12 protein-coding genes are annotated in these 18,590 nt (G+C 48.2%); 4 read left to right on the top strand and 8 right to left on the bottom strand.

The window, feature by feature from the left end:
- Positions 1-24 precede the first annotated feature (24 nt).
- Positions 25-222, top strand: a complete 198-nt coding sequence (locus tag ACXMYH_RS01260; RefSeq protein ID WP_005335835.1) for a hypothetical protein — start codon at positions 25-27, stop codon at positions 220-222.
- A gap of 341 nt (positions 223-563) precedes the next feature.
- Positions 564-1,076: a hypothetical protein gene (locus ACXMYH_RS01255; protein WP_486555352.1), complete on the top strand. Its 513-nt coding sequence runs from the start codon at positions 564-566 to the stop codon at positions 1,074-1,076.
- 308 nt (positions 1,077-1,384) lie between these two features.
- Here the strand turns inward: ACXMYH_RS01255 and ACXMYH_RS01250 are convergent, their stop codons facing one another.
- On the bottom strand, positions 1,385-3,019 hold the full coding sequence (locus ACXMYH_RS01250) for a hypothetical protein (RefSeq protein ID WP_486555351.1): 1,635 nt from the start codon (positions 3,017-3,019) through the stop codon (positions 1,385-1,387).
- Between the two features lie 557 nt (positions 3,020-3,576).
- On the opposite strand from ACXMYH_RS01250, the gene ACXMYH_RS01245 reads away from it, so the two are divergent.
- Both ACXMYH_RS01245 and ACXMYH_RS01240 read left to right on the top strand, forming a co-directional pair.
- Entirely contained in the window at positions 3,577-5,430 is a 1,854-nt protein-coding gene (locus tag ACXMYH_RS01245; protein WP_486555350.1) for a sugar phosphate nucleotidyltransferase, read from the top strand.
- A 333-nt stretch (positions 5,431-5,763) separates the two neighbouring features.
- On the top strand, positions 5,764-7,896 hold the full coding sequence (locus tag ACXMYH_RS01240) for a glycoside hydrolase family 25 protein (protein ID WP_486555349.1): 2,133 nt from the start codon (positions 5,764-5,766) through the stop codon (positions 7,894-7,896).
- 83 nt (positions 7,897-7,979) lie between these two features.
- Here the strand turns inward: ACXMYH_RS01240 and ACXMYH_RS01235 are convergent, their stop codons facing one another.
- The 7 genes from ACXMYH_RS01235 to ACXMYH_RS01205 all read right to left on the bottom strand — a co-directional run bounded on the left by ACXMYH_RS01235 (position 7,980) and on the right by ACXMYH_RS01205 (position 18,583).
- Positions 7,980-10,097, bottom strand: coding sequence for a glutamine synthetase III family protein (locus ACXMYH_RS01235; protein ID WP_486555348.1), 2,118 nt, complete (start codon positions 10,095-10,097; stop codon positions 7,980-7,982).
- Positions 10,098-10,419: 322 nt separating this feature from the next.
- A complete protein-coding gene (gene fba, locus ACXMYH_RS01230; RefSeq protein ID WP_486555347.1) occupies positions 10,420-11,286 on the bottom strand; it encodes a class II fructose-1,6-bisphosphate aldolase in 867 nt (288 codons plus the stop codon).
- Between the two features lie 143 nt (positions 11,287-11,429).
- The gene (gene thrC, locus ACXMYH_RS01225; RefSeq protein ID WP_486555346.1) at positions 11,430-12,917 is read right to left on the bottom strand and encodes a threonine synthase; all 1,488 of its coding nucleotides are present in this window, start codon (positions 12,915-12,917) and stop codon (positions 11,430-11,432) included.
- Positions 12,918-13,422: 505 nt separating this feature from the next.
- Positions 13,423-15,396 carry a TRAP transporter permease gene (locus ACXMYH_RS01220; protein ID WP_118532596.1) on the bottom strand — a complete coding sequence of 658 codons (1,974 nt, stop codon included), beginning with the start codon at positions 15,394-15,396 and terminating at the stop codon, positions 13,423-13,425.
- 94 nt (positions 15,397-15,490) lie between these two features.
- Positions 15,491-15,982, bottom strand: a complete 492-nt coding sequence (locus ACXMYH_RS01215) for a DUF1850 domain-containing protein (protein WP_182426839.1) — start codon at positions 15,980-15,982, stop codon at positions 15,491-15,493.
- A 5-nt stretch (positions 15,983-15,987) separates the two neighbouring features.
- Positions 15,988-17,025, bottom strand: coding sequence for a TAXI family TRAP transporter solute-binding subunit (locus ACXMYH_RS01210; protein ID WP_118298372.1), 1,038 nt, complete (start codon positions 17,023-17,025; stop codon positions 15,988-15,990).
- Positions 17,026-17,488: 463 nt separating this feature from the next.
- Complete coding sequence (locus ACXMYH_RS01205) at positions 17,489-18,583, bottom strand: flavodoxin family protein (RefSeq protein ID WP_405578698.1); 1,095 nt, start codon at positions 18,581-18,583, stop codon at positions 17,489-17,491.
- Between the last annotated feature and the right edge of the window lie 7 nt (positions 18,584-18,590).

The raw sequence follows: 18,590 nt of genomic DNA, 5'->3' as shown, positions 1-18,590 counted from the left end.
TCATTTAATTAGGAGGAATATCGTATGACAAATATCGTGAACAGTACACTACCCACCCCAAATAACCATTCGGAGAAAAATAAACCGGATGGAGTTTTTGTGATTAAGCAAGGCAAAACAAATTATAAAGTCAAAGTGTTTTTTGACCATAGTAGCGGTTTGACTGCTGAGGACAGATTGAAACGCATTATTCAGGCAGAAGCAGAGAGAGAATCTGCGTAAGTAATATGAAAAATATCCATGCACCCCCTTGACAAAAGCTTTCAGATGTTTATTTCTGTGGTGATGAGGATGACGGACACGCTAAGAAGAACAAATGGTTCAAGACTTGGAGACCGTCTGAGTACGATGCTGAGGATGATGACAACGATCAGTACTGGTACTCCATCGATAAGAACGGTAAGGTTTACATCCCGTCCCAGTCTAACGCTTCTAAGTTAGCTTACGGCGTTAAGTACAAATTAAAAGATGCTAAGCTTGAGGCTCAGAATAGCGGCGCAACAATCGAGTTCACAAAGAAGAACGTAAATTCTAAGTCTTACTTCTTCAACCAGGATGGTGAGATGCTTAGCCAGTTCATCGAAGTTTCTGCAGATAACCTTGGTGCAGACAGCGGACTTAAGGCTGGTATGTACTACTTCGGTGGAGACGATGATGGTTCCATGAAGACAGGTTCCCAGTCTGTAAAAGATGACAACGGTGATTCCTACAAGTTCTTCTTCGAGAACAAGACAACAGGTAACACTAAGGGTCTTGGTATTACAGGTAACAAGTCTGGATACCTCTACTTCAAGGGTCTCTTAATCAAGGCTGATGATTACAAGTATCAGTTAGCTACTATTACAGATGAGAATGGTGTTGAGCATACATTTATCGTTAACAAGAACGGTTCTATCCAGAAGAATCGTGTAGATTACAAAGAAGATAATGAAGTTCTGTTCACAACAAAGAACCTTCCTAAAGATGCTTTCGTAACAGATAGTACAGCTTGGAAGTATAGCCTTAAGGATGGCTTAACTGTTGAGGATGATATTACAACTCCGATCGACATCTACGACGTAATGCCGCAGAACTAATTTCGAATTTTACGAAATTCTAATTGCAAAGCGCGGACGGGAAGAAATTCCCGTCCGTTTTTGTTATGGGCTTTAGTCCAATTGATGCGGAGGATATTCCTTGCCAAGATTACTGAGCTTATAACAATTCTGAATGCATTGCTATTTTTTGATGTAAAGCATAGGTAATTGTTTTTATTTACACTGCTATTTACACAAAGGAGACCGGGTACAAAACGTACCGGCCTCCTATCTGCAATCGGATTTTTAGGTTGTCACCATCAGCAATTGTGCTGATTTGGGCGATAGAAAAGAGCTAATAGGGAAGATTATTTTGTAGCGTTAGAACCTGTAGCTACTGTGCTTGTGTTAAAGCTTTTGTAAAGTGCGCCCTTTGTACCGCTAAATGAGAAACCAGTAGCATCAACTACAACATCATCATCATCTTTGTATTCTTTTGCAGCTGTCTGAATGGAACCACTCTTATTAACGATGTAGCTTGCTACCTGAGCTGTAGCTGTAGTCTGACCCTCTGCTACAGTATAAATTGTTACATCCTTAATCTCATACTTATCATCATCTGCTGTCACAAGGAGACCATCGCTGTAAAGCTTGCCGCTCTTAGCACCATTGATACCAGCAGCGTTGAAGTAGCCCTCATCTTTGTTATCGCTTGTAGCAAAGTAGAAACGTGCTGCGGTACCAGCCTCATCTTTGATTGTCTGAGAACCGTCTTTTCTATAGCCGTCATCCCAACCACCAAGATAGTACATCTTTGCAACACCATCTTCTTCGTCAGAAGCATCTGTCTTTACAAACTTGGAAAGCATCTGACCATTTGCGTTGAAGTAGTAAGTCTTGCTGTTGATCTTCTTCTCATACATTGTCAGACCAATCGTGTTGTCATCATCATCATAGTTGTCTTCTTTGAACTGATCGTCGAACGTATCCCCTTCGCAATCATCCAGTTTATATCTTGTAGCTCCGATGCCAGTCTCCTTGGAATCATCCGGAACGTAAACATCACCGCTCTTGTTGATCCAGAACCAATATTTATCATTGTCATCGTCATCTTCGCCGTACTGAGTGTTGCTGTATGCTTTGACCCACTTGTCCTTCTTCATGTGGCCGTCATCTTCATCGCCGCAGAAGTGGATCTCAGATGCATTAAGTTCGCTAAGAGTTGTCTCAAAATGACCATCTGTATCGTCATCGTCATTCCATGCCTGTGTATAGCCGTTGGAACCTGTCTTTACTACCCAGCCTGTAAGCATTTTTCCTTCCTCATCGAAGAAATATGTCTGACCTTTAACGTTTGATTTTTTGCCAGTTGCTGCCTTACCGCTGGATTTTAAGTAATACCAGTGTTCATCATCATCAGAGTTGATATCGTCCTGATCTACATCCGGAGCATAGTCATATACCCATGAATTTTCAAGACGCACACCTGTCTCGTCACAGTAATATGTTTCGGTTCCCTTAACATCAGCAGTGGAAGCCTCGTCCCAGCCGTCACCGCTCTTCTGAACCCAACCAGTGAGCATCTCGCCTTCGCTGTCGAAGAAATATGTTTTTCCTTTGTAAGTGATCTTCTCATCCTCGGCTCTCTTACCGTTGGATTTGAAATAATACCACTGCTCTTCAGCAGAATCATCATCATACGGAGCAGTTAATCTCCAGTCGTTTGTGATCTTCTGACCAGCGCTGTTAACGAAATAGTAATTTCCGTCATCTTCAACCCACGCGGAGCGAACAAGCTGTCCGTCATCTCCTACATAGTAATCTTTACCATTGCTTGTGCAGAATGTGTTCTCGTAAGCATCGCCGTTCTTGTCATAGCAATACCACTCACCATCAACCATCATCCAAGTTCCCTTGGAAGCTGCGAAAGATGTGAGGGAAGCGCCTAATGCAAGAAGTGCAGATGCAGAAACAACTGCTACTAATTTAGTCTGCTTTCTCATAATGAATGCACTCTCCTTTTTGTGTTTTTGAAATTGTTTTAAAAATCCCAATTGCATTACGAGAGCATTATACTTCCGATAAGTAAAATTATCAATAGTTTTTTTACAAAAAATGAAGATTTTTTAATAAAGGGAACTATCTTACTTCGCTTCCAGAAATACTCTGTACCTCGAATACACTGGTATTATAGTATATTTTCTTAAGAATTTCCATATCTTTTTTGTTTTTATTTTCTTACGAAATCCTTACGCGAATGCTATTTTTAGCCGCTATTGTATAGATATTAGTACAATATGCCCGTTTTCCCACTTTGTGGCAGCTTTGTGGCAAGGATGTGTCATTACACAGTGTTCATTTTTATATGTTTTTCAAGATATTTTGAACGTGATAATTCCATGTTCAAAATATCATCTTGTATTATCAGAAGTACGTGTTATAATGTTCATATATATCTATTTATTTTTTCGTTTTGAACATGTTCATTTTTATCAGTTTCTTCCTTATTATTAAACAGTAATAATAAGCGATGCAAACATCTTTGATTCGGAGGACGACTATGGATCGTTTGGGATTACTCTGCAGGAATATTTATGAGAACAACAAGATGACACAGCGGGAGCTGGCGGCGGCGATGGATATCTCCCTTGGGACCTGCAACCATCTCGTGAAGGAAGGTCTGGACCAGGAGCTTTTTTCTTTTGATCCGGTGGACGGATCTTATTCCTTATTAAAAGGCGGTGTGGATCTTTTAAGAAATTACCGGATGGACAGCGCCGTGATCCTCGCGGCGGGATTCGGGTCCAGATTTGTACCGCTGACCTTCGAGACGCCGAAGGGACTTCTTGAGGTCTACGGCGAGCGCATGATCGAGCGGCAGATCAAGCAGCTGCATGAAGCGGGCGTCACGGATATCACCATCGTCGTGGGATATCTGAAGGAGAAGTTCGAGTATCTGATCGACAAGTTCGGCGTGAAGCTTCTCTACAACCCGGAATATCACAATAAGAATACGCTGACGACACTCTACCGTGCCCGGGAGTGTTTTATCGGAAGGAACACTTATCTTCTCTCTTCCGACAACTGGATGCGCAACAATATGTACCACACCTACGAGTGCGGCGCATGGTACTCTTCTGTATATATGAAGGGCGAGACTTCCGAGTGGTGTCTTGAGACAAGCAAAAAGGGGCTGCTCACCGGCGTAAAGGTCGGCGGCGAGGACTCCTGGGTCATGTACGGACCGGTGTTCTTCTCGAAGGAATTCTCGGAAAAGTTCTTCCCGGTCCTCGAGGAGTATTATCATACTCCCGGAACGGAGCAGATGTACTGGGAGCAGGTTCTGGCGGACCTCTTAAACGGCGAGGTCGACAGCCATCTTCCCGGAAAACACCATTTCCCGGTTCCGGAGATGTATATCAACAGACAGCCGGACAACCAGGTATATGAGTTCGAGAATCTTGAGGAGCTCCGCCTCTTCGATGAGCGCTACCAGAACCATTCCGACAATATCGCCATGGAGCTGATCTCCGAGGTGCTGCAGGTTCCGGAGTCTGAGATCACGGGCATTAAATGCCTGAAGACCGGCATGACGAACAAGTCTTTCCTGTTTAAGGTTCACGACAAGTCCTATATCTGCCGGATTCCTGGTCCGGGAACCGAGCTTCTGATCAACCGAAAGCAGGAAAAGGCGGTCTATGACGCAGTAAAGGATTACGGCATCACCGAACATGTTGTATACATGAACGGGGAGACCGGCTACAAGATTTCCGAGTATTATGAGGGGGCGCGCAACAGCGATCCGCGCGACTGGGATGATGTGGCACGGTGCATGGCACTTGTGGAGAAGCTCCATGATTCGAAGCTCCATGTGGACCATTCTTTTGATATCCGGGAGCGGATCGGCTTCTATGAGGCGCTGTGCCGCGGATATGAGAAGAAGCTTTTTGAGGATTATCCGGAAGTGAAGTCCCATATGACCACGCTGCTTGACCGTCTCGACCGTCTGAACCGACCGAAGGTCCTGTCCCATATCGACAGCGTGTGCGACAACTTCCTGTTCCTGCCGGACGGGGATCTCCGCCTGATCGACTGGGAGTACTCTGGCATGTGCGATCCGCTGATCGATGTGAGCATGTGCGCGATCTATTCTTATTATAATGATTTTGAGGTCGAGAAGCTGATCAAGCTCTACCTGCACCGGGAACCGACCTCCGAGGAGCGGTTTGTGTACTACGCTTATATTGCCCTCGGCGGATTCTTGTGGTGTTTGTGGGCGGTGTATAAGAGCAGTGTCGGCGAGGAGTTTGGCGATTATACGATCGTGATGTACCGGTATGCGAAGCGGTTTTATAAGAAGATTATTACCTCTCCGGAATTTCTTGGAATCGGAGACGGCGGGACACTGAGATAACCGTACTGGCGGTCTGCGGCTTTCCTGGTGCGGCATTCGTAAGAACGCAGGTCAGGGAACTGGTCCGGAAAAGCCGAATAATCGCCACATTTTCAATTGAATTTTTGCAAGACGTATGTGTATTTTTATGCTATACTGAAAATACGCAGATAACGTCCATAGAGTCCCGGGATGAAGCTGTGACAGAAATACAGTTATCCCGGGATCTTTTTTATAGCTGATCGACGGTTTCGGAAGTCCAGCGCTGCCTGGTACCGGCAGCTACATCCGGCATCAGGTCTGTCGGCTTGCAAGATAAGAATTTTAATGTACAACTTTTAAAGGGGGATTTCCATGAGACAAAAGAAACGAGCGGCGGCGGTTCTTTTAAGTGCCGTCATGGCTTTTTCCGCGGTAAGTCCGGCGGTTCCGGTATGGGCGGCTTCCTGGCAGAAGAACGCGTCCGGCTCCTATATTGGAAGTGATGGTTCCGTGCTTACCGGTATCCTGTCCCGGGGTGTCGATGTTTCCCAGTGGCAGCAGAATATCAACTGGTCCGCGGTCGCCGCTGATGATATCCAGTTTGCGATGATCGGAACGCGGTACAACAATGCGGTGGATCCGTATTTTGATACGAATGTGCGTGGAGCAGCGGCGGCGGGACTCCGCGTCGGTGTTTACCTTTATTCCTACGCGACGACTACAGCGATGGCGGAATCTGACGCGGATTTTGTCCTGAATCTCATCAAAGATTATCCAATCTCCTACCCGGTAGTTCTCGATGTGGAGGCGCAGGAAATGAACAGCCTGACTCCGGCACAGGTCTCCGATATTATCAACACATTCTGTAAGAAGGTGGAGACGGCTGGATATTATCCGATGGTCTACACGAATGATTACTGGATCAGCAATAAGATCGACATGACGAAGGTCCACTATGACGTGTGGGTTGCCCGTTATGATTCGAAGCCGACTTACCAGGGTGCGGCAATGTGGCAGGCGTCGAACCAGGGAACGGTAAATGGTATCAGCGGAAATGTGGATATCAACTTTACCTTTAAGGATCTGAGCAGCAAGCTTCCGGCGAACCGGTGGCGGCTGATCGGGGATAAATGGTATTATTATAAGAATTATGTAAAGCAGACAGGCTGGATCAATGACGGGCAGAGCTGGTATTATCTGAACGCGGACGGAACCCAGTTTAAGGGCTGGCTGCTTCTCGACAACCAGTATTACTACCTTCTCCCTACTACCGGACAGATGAAGACCGGATGGCTGAAGGCGGAGGACGCGTGGTATTACTTAAACTCCAACGGTACGATGGCGAAGGACTGGATTCAGGTTGATGGAACGTATTATTACCTGTTAAACGGCGCGATGGTGACCGGATGGCTGCGGATCGGAAACGATTATTACTATATGCGCGGCAACGGCTCTATGGTGACCGGTTGGCGGAAGATGGACGGGAAGTATTACTACTTTAACGGCAACGGAAAGCTTGTCCGCGGATGGGCGGATATCGATGGAAAGCGGTATTTCCTCCAGCAGGATGGAACAATGGTGACCGGTTGGCAGACCATCGACGGACTGCTGTACTACTTTGACGCCAGCGGCGCGATGGCGGCCGGGTGGACGAAGCTTGACGGTTACTGGTATTACTTCAATAACGAAGGAAAGCTGATGACCGGATGGATGCAGCTTGACGGAAAGTTCTACTATCTCCACACAGATGGGCGGATGGTCATCGGCTGGCAGAGCGACGGAACGAACAAGTATTATATGGACACCGTGTCCGGTGTGATGGCGGTGGGCTGGAAGCAGATCGATAAGAGCTGGTATTATTTCAATCAGGCCGGACATATGATCACGGGCTGGCTGAACGACGGCGGAAAATATTATTATCTGAATCCGGCAGATGGAAAGATGATCGCCAACGGATCGTTTGTTGTAAATAATGTAAACTATACCTTCAATCAGAGCGGTGTGTGCCTGAGCGAGACATCCGCGATCGACGGTGGTTCCGCGGGCAGTGTCTATACACCGGGAACAGGCGGAATTGTGGCAAACGGAAATTATATGGGTACTCCGGCGGCGGGGAATGCGCAGAACGGCATTACCACGGGTAATAGCGGAAGCGGAAATGCTGCGGCGGGATCCGCGCCGGGCGGTTCGACAACGACTACGACTGGTTCCACGACCCCTGGATCTTCCCAGACGAATACGGGTATGTCGGCTGGTAATTACCAGACCGGCGGACCGGGAACTTCCAGCTCCAGCTCTGGCTCTGCATCAACTACAGCCCCGAGCGGCAATACAACCGGCAGCAACAATTATTATACAAACACTGGCAGCATGACCGGGCCGGGAAGCTCCAATACAAACTATAACTATAGTTCCGGTTCTTCCGGTACGACCGTTCCGGGAAGTTCAGGTTCTTCCTCTTCATCATCGAATCTGACTGAATATCAGACGGGTGGGCCGAAATAAGACGAAAAAAGCGCCATCTCATTGGTAAAAATCCAGTGAGACGGCGCTTTTATTATCTTCTATCTATCCTTCTCCAAGGTTTTTTACACCTCAAAGATCATATCCCCATAACTCGGGATCGGCCAGTATTCTTTGTCGACGATCATTTCGAGCTGGTCGGCCGGGCTGCGGAGTGCCTGCATCGCCGGGATGATCTCGTCGTAGCAGAAGTGGGCGCGTTTTTCCATGCTGTCGATGTGCTGATACTCTTCTACAAGGTCCTCAAGTTTCGCACGGGCAACTTTCATGTCGGAGAGCAGGTCGGAAACTTCGATGAGAAGCTCTGTCTGGACGCTGTTGTCAGCTTCCGGGCATGCAGTCTTCACAGCGCTTAAGGACTGTGCGAGAACTGTCGTATAGCGGACAACCGCCGGGATCAGCTGCTTTCCGGCAATGTTGATCATGGATTTCGCCTCGATATTGACGGATTTCGCGTAGGATTCATACTCGATCTCCGCTCTCGCAACAAGCTCTTCCTTCGTGTATACACCGAAATCGCCGAACAGTTTGAACGCTTTCTCGGTCACAAGTGCCGGGATGGAATCCACCATGCACTTTAAGTTCGGGAGTCCGCGGCGCTCTGCCTCTTCCACCCACGCCTCACTGTAGCCGTTGCCGTTGAAGATGATACGGCGGTGCTCAGCGAGAAGTTTCTTGATCATATCATGAACCGCAAGGTCGAAATCCTCTGCCTTTTCAAGTTCATCGGCAGCTTCCTTGAATGCCTCTGCAACGATCGTATTTAACACAACGTTTGCGGAGGAAACGGAGTCGGAGGAACCGACCATACGGAACTCAAACTTGTTTCCGGTGAATGCGAACGGGGATGTACGGTTTCTGTCTGTCGCATCTTTATCGAAATCCGGAAGTGTCGTAACACCGGTCTTTAAGGTACCGCCGATCTTTGAGTGAGTCGCGGAACCTGTAGAAATCAGCTGGTCGATCACATCCTCAAGCTGCTCACCTACGAAGATGGAGATGATCGCTGGCGGTGCCTCCTGAGCGCCGAGACGGTAGTCGTTGCCCGGAACAGCCGCAGACTGGCGGAGCAGATCCGCATGGCGGTCAACTGCTTTCATAATGCAGGCAAGAACAAGCAGGAACTGGATATTCTCATGCGGAGTCACGCCCGGATCCAGCATGTTGATGCCGGTGTCGGAAGCCAGGGACCAGTTGTTATGTTTACCGGAACCATTGACGCCCTGGAACGGTTTTTCATGGAGCAGGCACGCCATTCCGTGACGGCTTGCAACCTTTTTCATTGTTTCCATAACGAGCTGGTTGTGGTCAACGGCAAGGTTTGCCTTTGTGTAGATCGTTGCGAGTTCATGCTGTGCCGGAGCGACCTCGTTGTGCTGGGTCTTTGCGGTAACGCCCAGCTTCCAGAGCTCTTCATTTAACTCTTTCATATAGGAACCGATCCGCTCGCGGATAACACCGTAATAGTGGTCATCCATCTCCTGTCCCTTCGGCGGCATCGCGCCGAATAAGGTACGTCCGGTGTAGATCAGGTCTTTTCTCTTTAAATATTTGTCGCGATCGATCAGGAAATACTCCTGCTCCGGTCCTACGGACGGAGTGACACGCTTTACTTCTGCGTGTCCGAAGAGGTGGAAGATTCTTGTCGCCTCTTTGTCGATGGCCTGCATAGAACGGAGAAGCGGGGTCTTTTTATCGAGCGCTTCGCCTCTGTAGGAGCAGAACGCGGTCGGGATACAGAGTGTTACGCCAGTTGCGTCTTTCTTTAAGAACGCCGGGGAAGTGCAGTCCCAGGCAGTATATCCGCGGGCCTCGAAGGTCGCGCGCAGACCGCCGGACGGGAAAGAAGAACCGTCGGTCTCACCCTTGATCAGTTCTTTTCCAGAAAGATCCATCAGAACTTTTCCCTGGGAATCAAAATTTCCGATAAAGGAATCATGTTTCTCGGCGGTCACGCCGGTCAGCGGCTGGAACCAGTGGGTATAATGGGTCGCACCGTTGTCGACTGCCCAGTCTTTCATCGCATGGGCAACCACGTCAGCGATCGTCGGGTCCAGTTCGCTGCCATCCTCGATGGTCTGCTTTAACTTTTTGTAGACACTCTTCGGGAGACGTTCTTTCATCACGGAGTCGTTGAACACATTCTCTCCGAAGATCGCTTCTACATTGATGTTTTCACTCATAAACTGCTCCTCCTCGTTTCTGTATAAATAGCCAGCCGCCGTATGGGGCATTTTGCTGCGTCACGCGCGTAAAACACACGGCTACAGCTGATCACGGCTGTCGGAAAAATCATACGTTTTATCCTGTATGCAATTACCTGATACTCCGGCTCTTTCCGCAAAAAGACCAGGATCAGACGGATTTGGTTCAAAAATCGTAACGATTCAGCAAGTCTGCGCATCTACTGCACTGATCAGTAGGAAAATACTGGCTTGAAAAAATGTTCTCCCTGCTGCGAGGGAGAACATTTCTTTAACTGCATGATAATGCAAGCTAAACGGATCAGTCAGCTTTGCCGACAGAACCGAATAACTCCATTTTTGTCTTAACGGTCTCTTTAATTGCGTCGAAGCCCGGAGCGAGAAGTTTTCTCGGGTCGAATCCCTTTCCTTCAAGGTCTTTTCCTGCTTCGATGTACTTTCTTGTAGCGTCCGCGAACGCAAGCTGGCACTCGGTATTAACGTTGATCTTTGCTACGCCGAGGGAGATTGCTTTCTTGATCATATCTTCCGGAATACCGGTACCGCCGTGAAGAACGAGCGGCATATCGCCAACCTTTTCTTTTACGGCTGCAAGTGTCTCAAAGCTTAAGCCCTTCCAGTTTGCCGGATATTTTCCGTGGATGTTGCCGATACCTGCTGCTAACATATCAACGCCGAGGTCAGCGATCATCTTACACTCGTTCGGATCTGCGCACTCGCCCATACCGATCACGCCGTCTTCCTCGCCGCCGATCGCGCCAACCTCTGCCTCAAGGGACATTCCCTTCTCACGGCAGATACGGATCAGTTCTTTTGTCTTTTCAACGTTCTCTTCGATCGGGTAATGAGAACCGTCGAACATGATGGAGGAGAATCCGGCATCAATGCACTTTAAGCATCCCTCGTAAGTACCATGGTCTAAGTGAAGCGCAACCGGAACAGTGATCTTCATCTCTTCTAACATTCCGTTTACCATTCCTACTACGGTCTTAAAGCCTGTCATATATTTTCCTGCGCCCTCTGAAACACCCAGGATAACCGGGGATCTCAGCTCTTCTGCCGTCTGCAGGATTGCTTTTGTCCACTCAAGGTTGTTGATGTTGAAATGTCCTACTGCGTACTTGCCATCTCTTGCTTTCTCAAGCATTTCTTTCGCTGTTACTAACATATAGGCCTCCATTTGAATCGTTATTTTGACAGAACAGCCTGTCCCGCCGGATCTTCCGTCTGTTTCCATTTATATGCGGAGCAGATGCCATCTATTCCCAACAGGTACTGTTGTCATGATAATTTTATTATAACCGATTTACCCTACTTTGAAAAGGTTTGTTTCACAGTTTCTTCCATTTCCTCCGGCTTGCACTGACGGTTGTGGAGGATCTTTGCATCGCGGATCTCCTCGATCGCCTGCGGGATCTTCACGCCGGAAATGCGCTCCATCTCGTCGATCAGAGCGAACTCGTCGGCATCCTCTTTCTTTCCGAGAACTGCCTCCATAACGCTTCTGGAGAACTTGTACGGGCTTGCCGTGGACGCGATAACAGTCTTTGTGGCATCGCCGGTCTTCGCCTTATACTGTTCGTAAACGGCTGCTGCAACGCCTGTGTGGGTATCGATCAGATATCCGGTATCGTCGAATACCTTCTTGATCTCCTTCGCGTTCTCTTCCATATCTGCATAACCGGCGGAGAAGTCTTTCATGAACTCCTTCATCTCCGGTGTGATCTCGTATTTTCCGTTCTTTGAGAGCTGCTCCATCAGTTCCTTTGTCTTTGCGGCATCTCTTCCGCAGCTTAAGTAGAGCAGGCGCTCTAAGTTGCTGGAAACGAGGATGTCCATGGACGGGGATGTGGTCAGGATAAACTCGCGGTTTTTATCATAGGTTCCTGTCTGGAAGAAATCATACAGGACCTTATTGTCGTTGGACGCGCAGATCAGCTTTCCAAACGGAACGCCCATCTGTTTTGCGAAATATGCTGCCAAAATATTTCCAAAGTTTCCGGTCGGCACAACAACGTTGACCTTCTCATCCTTTGCGATCTCGCCGTTTGCGAGAAGTTTCGCATATGCGTATACATAGTAAACAACCTGCGGAACGAGACGGCCGATATTGATGGAGTTTGCGGAGGAGAGCTGGAATCCCATTGCATCCAGTTCTTTCGCGAATTCTTTGTCTCCGAAGATCTTCTTGACGCCGGTCTGGGCGTCGTCAAAGTTTCCTTCGATCCCGACTACGGATGTGTTTGCACCTTTCTGGGTCAGCATCTGGAGTTCCTGGACGCGACTGACACCGTTCTTCGGGTAGAATACGATGATCCTTGTTCCCGGTACATCGGCGAAGCCGGCCATCGCTGCTTTTCCTGTATCACCGGAGGTTGCTGTCAGGATCACGATCTCATTTTTCGCATGGTTTTTCTTTGCAGCTGTTGTCATAAGGTACGGCAGGATCGAGAGTGCCATGTCCTTGAATGCGATCGTTTTTCCGTGGAACAGCTCCAGGAAATACATTCCGTCTGCCTTTGCAAGTGGAGCGATCTCCTCGGTGTCGAATTTCTCATCGTAAGCACGGGAAATGCAGTATTTTAATTCTTCTTCCGTATAGTCTGTTAAGAACTGCTTCATTACCGCATAAGCAGTCTCCTGATATGTCATTCCGGCAAGCTCGTCCATCGTCACATCCAGTGTCGGAATGCGCTCCGGAACATAGAGACCGCCGTCATTTGCAAGTCCTTTTAATACCGCCTGGGATGCTGTCACGCCAGTCTCCCCGCCGCGGGTACTTCCATATAATAATTCCATCGTTTTTCCTTCCTCTCTTTACGCAGATACAGTGGTAAACTTTACGGAAAGTGTAGCATACTTTAATGTCGCTTGCAAGATAAAATCAATGAAAACAGGGATCTCCTCATACACAAATCTTCCTCACAAAAGTCTATTTTTTATCTCTGTTTTATACTGGAGTAACTATCAATTTTCTCCTGCCTATGATATACTCGTCTCGTTACCCACTCCAATCTGGTGACAGAAAGGAGGTGTAAATTTGGATTATGTTTTTTCTTTTATAGTTGCTGTCATGGCTGGTGTGGTATGTCACTACATCATCAAATGGTTAAACAGTAAACTGGATCGGTAACTAACCTGTAGATGCTCAACTACATAAAACGAGAAGAAACCCCTCAGAGATGCCGCTCTGAGGGGTTTCATTTTGTGTAAATTTGAACTATGTTCTATTTCTTTCTTAGCCATTATATCATATGCAAATTTTCTTTGCAATATACTCCGATATAACTTTCATCCATTTCTTCTATGCCACAGCCGCTTTCTTCTTTTTCATCATCTGCAGTGCCGCTGAAATTCCGACGAGAACGATGCCGACAAGGTCTGTCACGGTTCCCGGAATGATCAGGCAGAGACCTCCGACGATGGATAAGAGTCTCTCGATCACATTCAGGTTCGCAAACATGTAGCCTTCAAGACCTGCTGCAACACCGAACAGTCCGATCAGGGAGGTAATGATGATCGTCACAACTCCGAGAACACCGGTATCAATGAAGAGCATTGCCGGGTTGAATGCGAAGATATACGGTACGATGAACGCTGCGATCGCAAGACGGGATGCGTTTAACGCGGTCTTCATCGGGTTAGATTTCGCGATCGCGGATCCTGCGTAAGCTGCAAGAGCAACCGGCGGTGTGATATCTGCTACGATACCGAAGTAGAATACGAACATGTTGGCAGCGATCTTGTTGATTCCCATACCGTTTACAAGGATCGGTGCACATGTGGTAGCCATAATGATGTAGTTTGCAGTTGTCGGAACGCCCATACCAAGAACGATACAGGTTAACATAGTAAGGAACAGAGCTACGATCACGCGGTCACCGGCAACACCGACGATTGCGGAGATCAGAAGCTGTCCAAGACCGGTCATTGTTACGACACCGGCGATGATTCCGGCAACGCCGCAGGCAACAGCTACGGAAAGTGTATTCTTACCACCTGCCTCCAACGCGTTGATGAATCTTGTCGGGTTCATTCTTGTTTCTTTATTCGGCATGCTGACAAGGATTGCAAGGGCGGTAGCGATGATCGCTGCACGGGACATCGTGTAGCCCATCATAACCATTGCAACAAGGGCAACCAGCGGAATAAGAAGATAACCCTGACGAAGGAATAACGGTCCGAATTTCGGGAGCTCATCCTTCGGGATACCCTTTAAACCAAGTCTCTTTGCTTCCAGGTGTACTGTGATGAAGATACCTGTGAAATAAAGAAGTGCCGGGAAGATCGCTCTCATCGCGATCTCGCCGTACTGGACGCCTACCATCTCAGCCATTAAGAATGCAGCGGCACCCATGATCGGCGGCATGATCTGTCCGCCGGTGGAGGAAGCTGCCTCAACGGCTCCTGCGAATTCGCCTTCGTAACCGGTCTTTTTCATTAACGGGATCGTTACGGAACCGGTTGTTACGGTATTACCAACAGAGCTTCCGGATACCATACCGCAGAGAGCGGAGGAGATAACGGCTACCTTTGCCGGGCCGCCGGTGGAAGCGCCTGCTAAGGAGTTTGCGAGCTGGATAAAGAACTCGGAAATTCCCGTCGCCTCAAGGAAGGCACCGAACAGGATAAACAGTGCGATGTACGTCGAGCAGACACCGATCGGAGTACCGATGACACCGCCTGTCGTGTAGAACAGGTTGTATACAACAGATTTTAAAACGACTGCAAATTCTCTGCCCTGTCCGAGTCCGTTGTAGAATGCGTAGCAGATAAAGAATGTCGCTACACAGAGGATCGGGATACCGACAACGCGGCGGCAGGTCTCTGCGAGGATCAGGATACCGATCACGCCGACGATAACCTCCGTCTGGCTGATTCGGGTCGCATGACCGATGATCGTTTTAAAGTTGATAACGAAGTAGAAATAAGCACCCGCTCCGAGTACCATGAGGATAATATCGTAGATCGGGATCGAATTTTTCTTTGTGCTGCCTTTCTTCATCGGATATATGAGGAACGAAAGGATGATAACAACGCCTACAAAAAGAGAACGGCGCACACGCTCATCCCAGTTTGCAAACAGGTTCATGTAGAGCATTAACAGTGAAAATGCTGCCAGAAGATAGCGGATCACCTGTTTTGGAACGCCTTCCCAGACTCGGGTATTCGATTCACGATCATACTTTTTCATGATGGCTTCGACGTCTTCCGCGGTACCGGTCTCAACATCCGAAACAGGAGATGTGTTGACTTTCATATTGTCTTTCTCTGCCATACAAATCCCTCCTTTTTTTCACATTCCGTTCTTCCTCCCTCACACCCCTGAAGAGTTCCGGAATGCTTTCTGCCTTTTGTTCACGTTTTCTGTCTCAGAGTCCTTTATGTTCACACGAGAACTCTACTTTACTGTTTCGCCCGCAGAGTTCCCTCAGACTGATTTCTTTTCCATGGATCGTGAGTGTATGGTCCGAGACCGTACCCACGATGTACGAAAGATACGGCATCTCCTTATCAAATCCGGAAATGACCATCTCCCCGTTTTCATCATACGTCAGTGTCTGCCCATCCTCGAGCTCCGTCTGGACGCCCGCGCCAAAGTTGTTGTAGATGGTGCGGACCACATAGATTTTATGGTCGCGGATCTGGTAGACATCCGTCAGCGGATACTGATTGACCGAGTGGATGAACGTCACTGAGAATTCATCCCCCTCTTTTACCCGGAAGCGGGCAAGCTCTTCATTCGTGTCCCCGTTCCTTAAGACCAGACAGTCCCCGCTTCGAAAGGTATATGCAAGAACGGCGGCAATAATTGCCGTGATTATTGCCGCCGCTGTAAAGAATCTTGCTTTCCTGTTTTTCAAGGTAATTACTTGATCGCTCCAACTTCTTTGAAGTACTTCTCAGCACCCGGATGGAACGGAACAGAAATACCGGAAACTGCATAATCGAGATCAAGCTCTTCGCCCTTTGCATGGGTAGCAGCGATTTCATCTTTGTTCTCGAAGATAGCTTTTGTGATATTGTAAACGGTCTCTTCAGAAAGCTTCGGAGATGCGATCAGAGTAGCTTTGATCGCTACAGTCTGTACATCGTCGTCAACGCCCTTGTAGGAGCCGCCCGGAATACTATAAGTTGTGTAGAACGGATGTGCATCAGCAAGGATCTTTGCATGCTCATCGTCTACAGTAAGAAGGTTGATCGTGTTTGTTGTAGCGAGCTCTACGATCGCTGTTGTCGGAGCACCTGCTGTACAGAAGAAAGCATCGATCTTGCCATCTTTTAATGCATCTGCGGAATCACCGAAACCAAGGTTGTTGACCTGGATATCGTCGAAGGAGATGCCGTAAGCTTCAAGGATCTGACGAGCGTTGAATTCAACACCGGATCCGGCGTCACCAACGGATACTCTCTTGCCTTTTAACTCGTCGACTGATTTGATATCACCGGATGTAACGATCTGGCAAACCTCAGCGTAGAGGGCTGCAACTGCTGTAAAGTCTTTTGCTGCACCTTCTTCTGCGAAAAGGTCGGTTCCGTTGTAAGCATAATCCATAACGTCGTTCTGTACCGTTGCGAGATCTGCTTCACCGTCATTTACAAGGTAGATATTTGCTTTTGAAGCACCGGTGGACTGTACATTGATGTTTACACCGATGTCTTTGCTGTTAAGGACATTCGCGATTACGCCGCCGTACGCGTAATATGTACCGGTTGTACCGCCGGTTCCCATTGTCAGCTTCTGAACGTCACCACTCGGAGCTGCGGCTGCGGTTGTCTCTGCTGCGGCTGCTGTTGTATCAGCTGCGGCTGCGGTTGTCTCTGCCGGTTTGCTGCCGGAGCAGGCGGTCAACATCATCGCACAGGACAGTGCAAGGGCAATTGCTGCGGAAAATCTCTTTCTCATATCTTTCTACCTCCTTTTTTCTGTTCCTTTGTTCAGTTTTTAACAAAGGAAGCTTACAAATTTATTATACAGCGCGTCTGTAACTTTTGCAACAAATTTTGTTAATTTTGGTAAACGTCTGAAATTTCGACTCTTTTCTTATCTTTATCGCAATCAGCCGTGTTTGCTTCCATAATATAAAGTATTGATGTGCAATTACTTAAAATTATAAAATTGTTGCGATTATTTGTGCATGATTATACTTTTAAATTGTACATATATGCATATGTTGTGCAATTATTACAATATCTCAAAATTCATGTCGAGCAGAAATCATACTCCTCCCACTAAGATGAATCTGTATTATCCACCATCCAAAAAAGCGGAAGTCTTATCTGACTGAGATAAAATATGGCGGCACAGTTTTCTCTTCTGTGCCGCCATACCTATACAGTTCTATTTTCAGTCTGCCTTTCACTTATCTTTATTTCTGCGTTTTCTCCAACAATGTATCCGTGACTCTCTCACTGAACTCCCTTATCCTGTCTTCGATCCCCGGCAGCTTCATCGCCGCTCCGGCGTTGTTCGCCGTCTCCATCATACAGAAGTTGCCCGGGAGATAGAACGTCTTGTTCATGTTTAACGCCGTGACGAGCTGACCGGCGAGGAGATCACTCCCCGAATATCCGGATACGATGATCGCAAACAGCGCCTTATCGTAAAATCTCGTTGTACGGAACAACGCCGTCAGCCGGTTGATGAAGGCCGTCATATTGGCCGAAAGCGCATCATTATAGTTTGGACAGAGGAGCAGGATCGCGTCCGCCCACTTGACCGCCGGATAGATTGCTTCCACCATGGCTCCGCCGTAGAAACACTTTCCCTGTTCACCAAAATGCAGACACATCTGATACGGGCATCCCGAGCAGTCCACAAGCGTACCGTTCCGCAGGTTGACCTCCTGGATCTTGATCCGATCATCCAGTTGTTCCTTCACCTTCTGCCAGATCGCCAGCGTATTGGACGTTCTATGGTTGGAAGCGTGGAGCACCAGCAGATGTGCTTCTTTCTTCGGCTCCCACTCTGTCTCCAGGATCTCATGAGCCAGGATCTGCGCACTCTTTTTATAGGCACCGAACCGGTCCGTGTTCATGTTCGCAGCCTGGATCAGATAGTTGTCGAGAGAGGCAGTTCCTTCCACCAGCGGCCGTCCGACAAACGCGCAGCCGGCACGGTTCGCCGCGACCGCCAGCTCCCGCGCCGTCGCTTTCGTGTAAAATTCACTCTCCGCATCGATGATCATGCCGCCGACAGCACCGGAAAGGACCTGTTCACCGCCGCGCAGCCAGGCGAGGACTTCATAGTAACCGCGGTTGATGCCGTTTTTTCCGAGCGGAACTGTGAACAGGAGCCGCCGTCCCCGGTATCTTTCCGGATCCTGTTCCAGGAGATCCATGTTCTCTACGATCTCTGCATCGATCCCGTCCAGTGCCGCCTCTAAAACCTCATCCAGCCGCGCCCGCTCTTTCTCCGAACCACGTTTTTGCGGGTACAATACAAGTAATCTGTCGTTCTCCATGATGTCT

The organism is Pilosibacter sp. NGB245 (assembly GCF_057397225.1).
This window is presented reverse-complemented; position numbering and strand designations above follow the sequence as displayed.

What these genes read in the sequence shown, in the direction of transcription:
- ACXMYH_RS01260 (WP_005335835.1), top strand. Translation starts at nt 25, where the DNA reads ATGACAAATATCGTGAACAGTACACTACCCACCCCAAATAACCATTCG.
- ACXMYH_RS01255 (WP_486555352.1), top strand. Translation starts at nt 564, where the DNA reads ATGCTTAGCCAGTTCATCGAAGTTTCTGCAGATAACCTTGGTGCAGAC.
- ACXMYH_RS01250 (WP_486555351.1), bottom strand. Translation starts at nt 3,019, where the DNA reads ATGAGAAAGCAGACTAAATTAGTAGCAGTTGTTTCTGCATCTGCACTT.
- ACXMYH_RS01245 (WP_486555350.1), top strand. Translation starts at nt 3,577, where the DNA reads ATGGATCGTTTGGGATTACTCTGCAGGAATATTTATGAGAACAACAAG.
- ACXMYH_RS01240 (WP_486555349.1), top strand. Translation starts at nt 5,764, where the DNA reads ATGAGACAAAAGAAACGAGCGGCGGCGGTTCTTTTAAGTGCCGTCATG.
- ACXMYH_RS01235 (WP_486555348.1), bottom strand. Translation starts at nt 10,097, where the DNA reads ATGAGTGAAAACATCAATGTAGAAGCGATCTTCGGAGAGAATGTGTTC.
- fba (WP_486555347.1), bottom strand. Translation starts at nt 11,286, where the DNA reads ATGTTAGTAACAGCGAAAGAAATGCTTGAGAAAGCAAGAGATGGCAAG.
- thrC (WP_486555346.1), bottom strand. Translation starts at nt 12,917, where the DNA reads ATGGAATTATTATATGGAAGTACCCGCGGCGGGGAGACTGGCGTGACA.
- ACXMYH_RS01220 (WP_118532596.1), bottom strand. Translation starts at nt 15,396, where the DNA reads ATGGCAGAGAAAGACAATATGAAAGTCAACACATCTCCTGTTTCGGAT.
- ACXMYH_RS01210 (WP_118298372.1), bottom strand. Translation starts at nt 17,025, where the DNA reads ATGAGAAAGAGATTTTCCGCAGCAATTGCCCTTGCACTGTCCTGTGCG.
- ACXMYH_RS01205 (WP_405578698.1), bottom strand. Translation starts at nt 18,583, where the DNA reads ATGGAGAACGACAGATTACTTGTATTGTACCCGCAAAAACGTGGTTCG.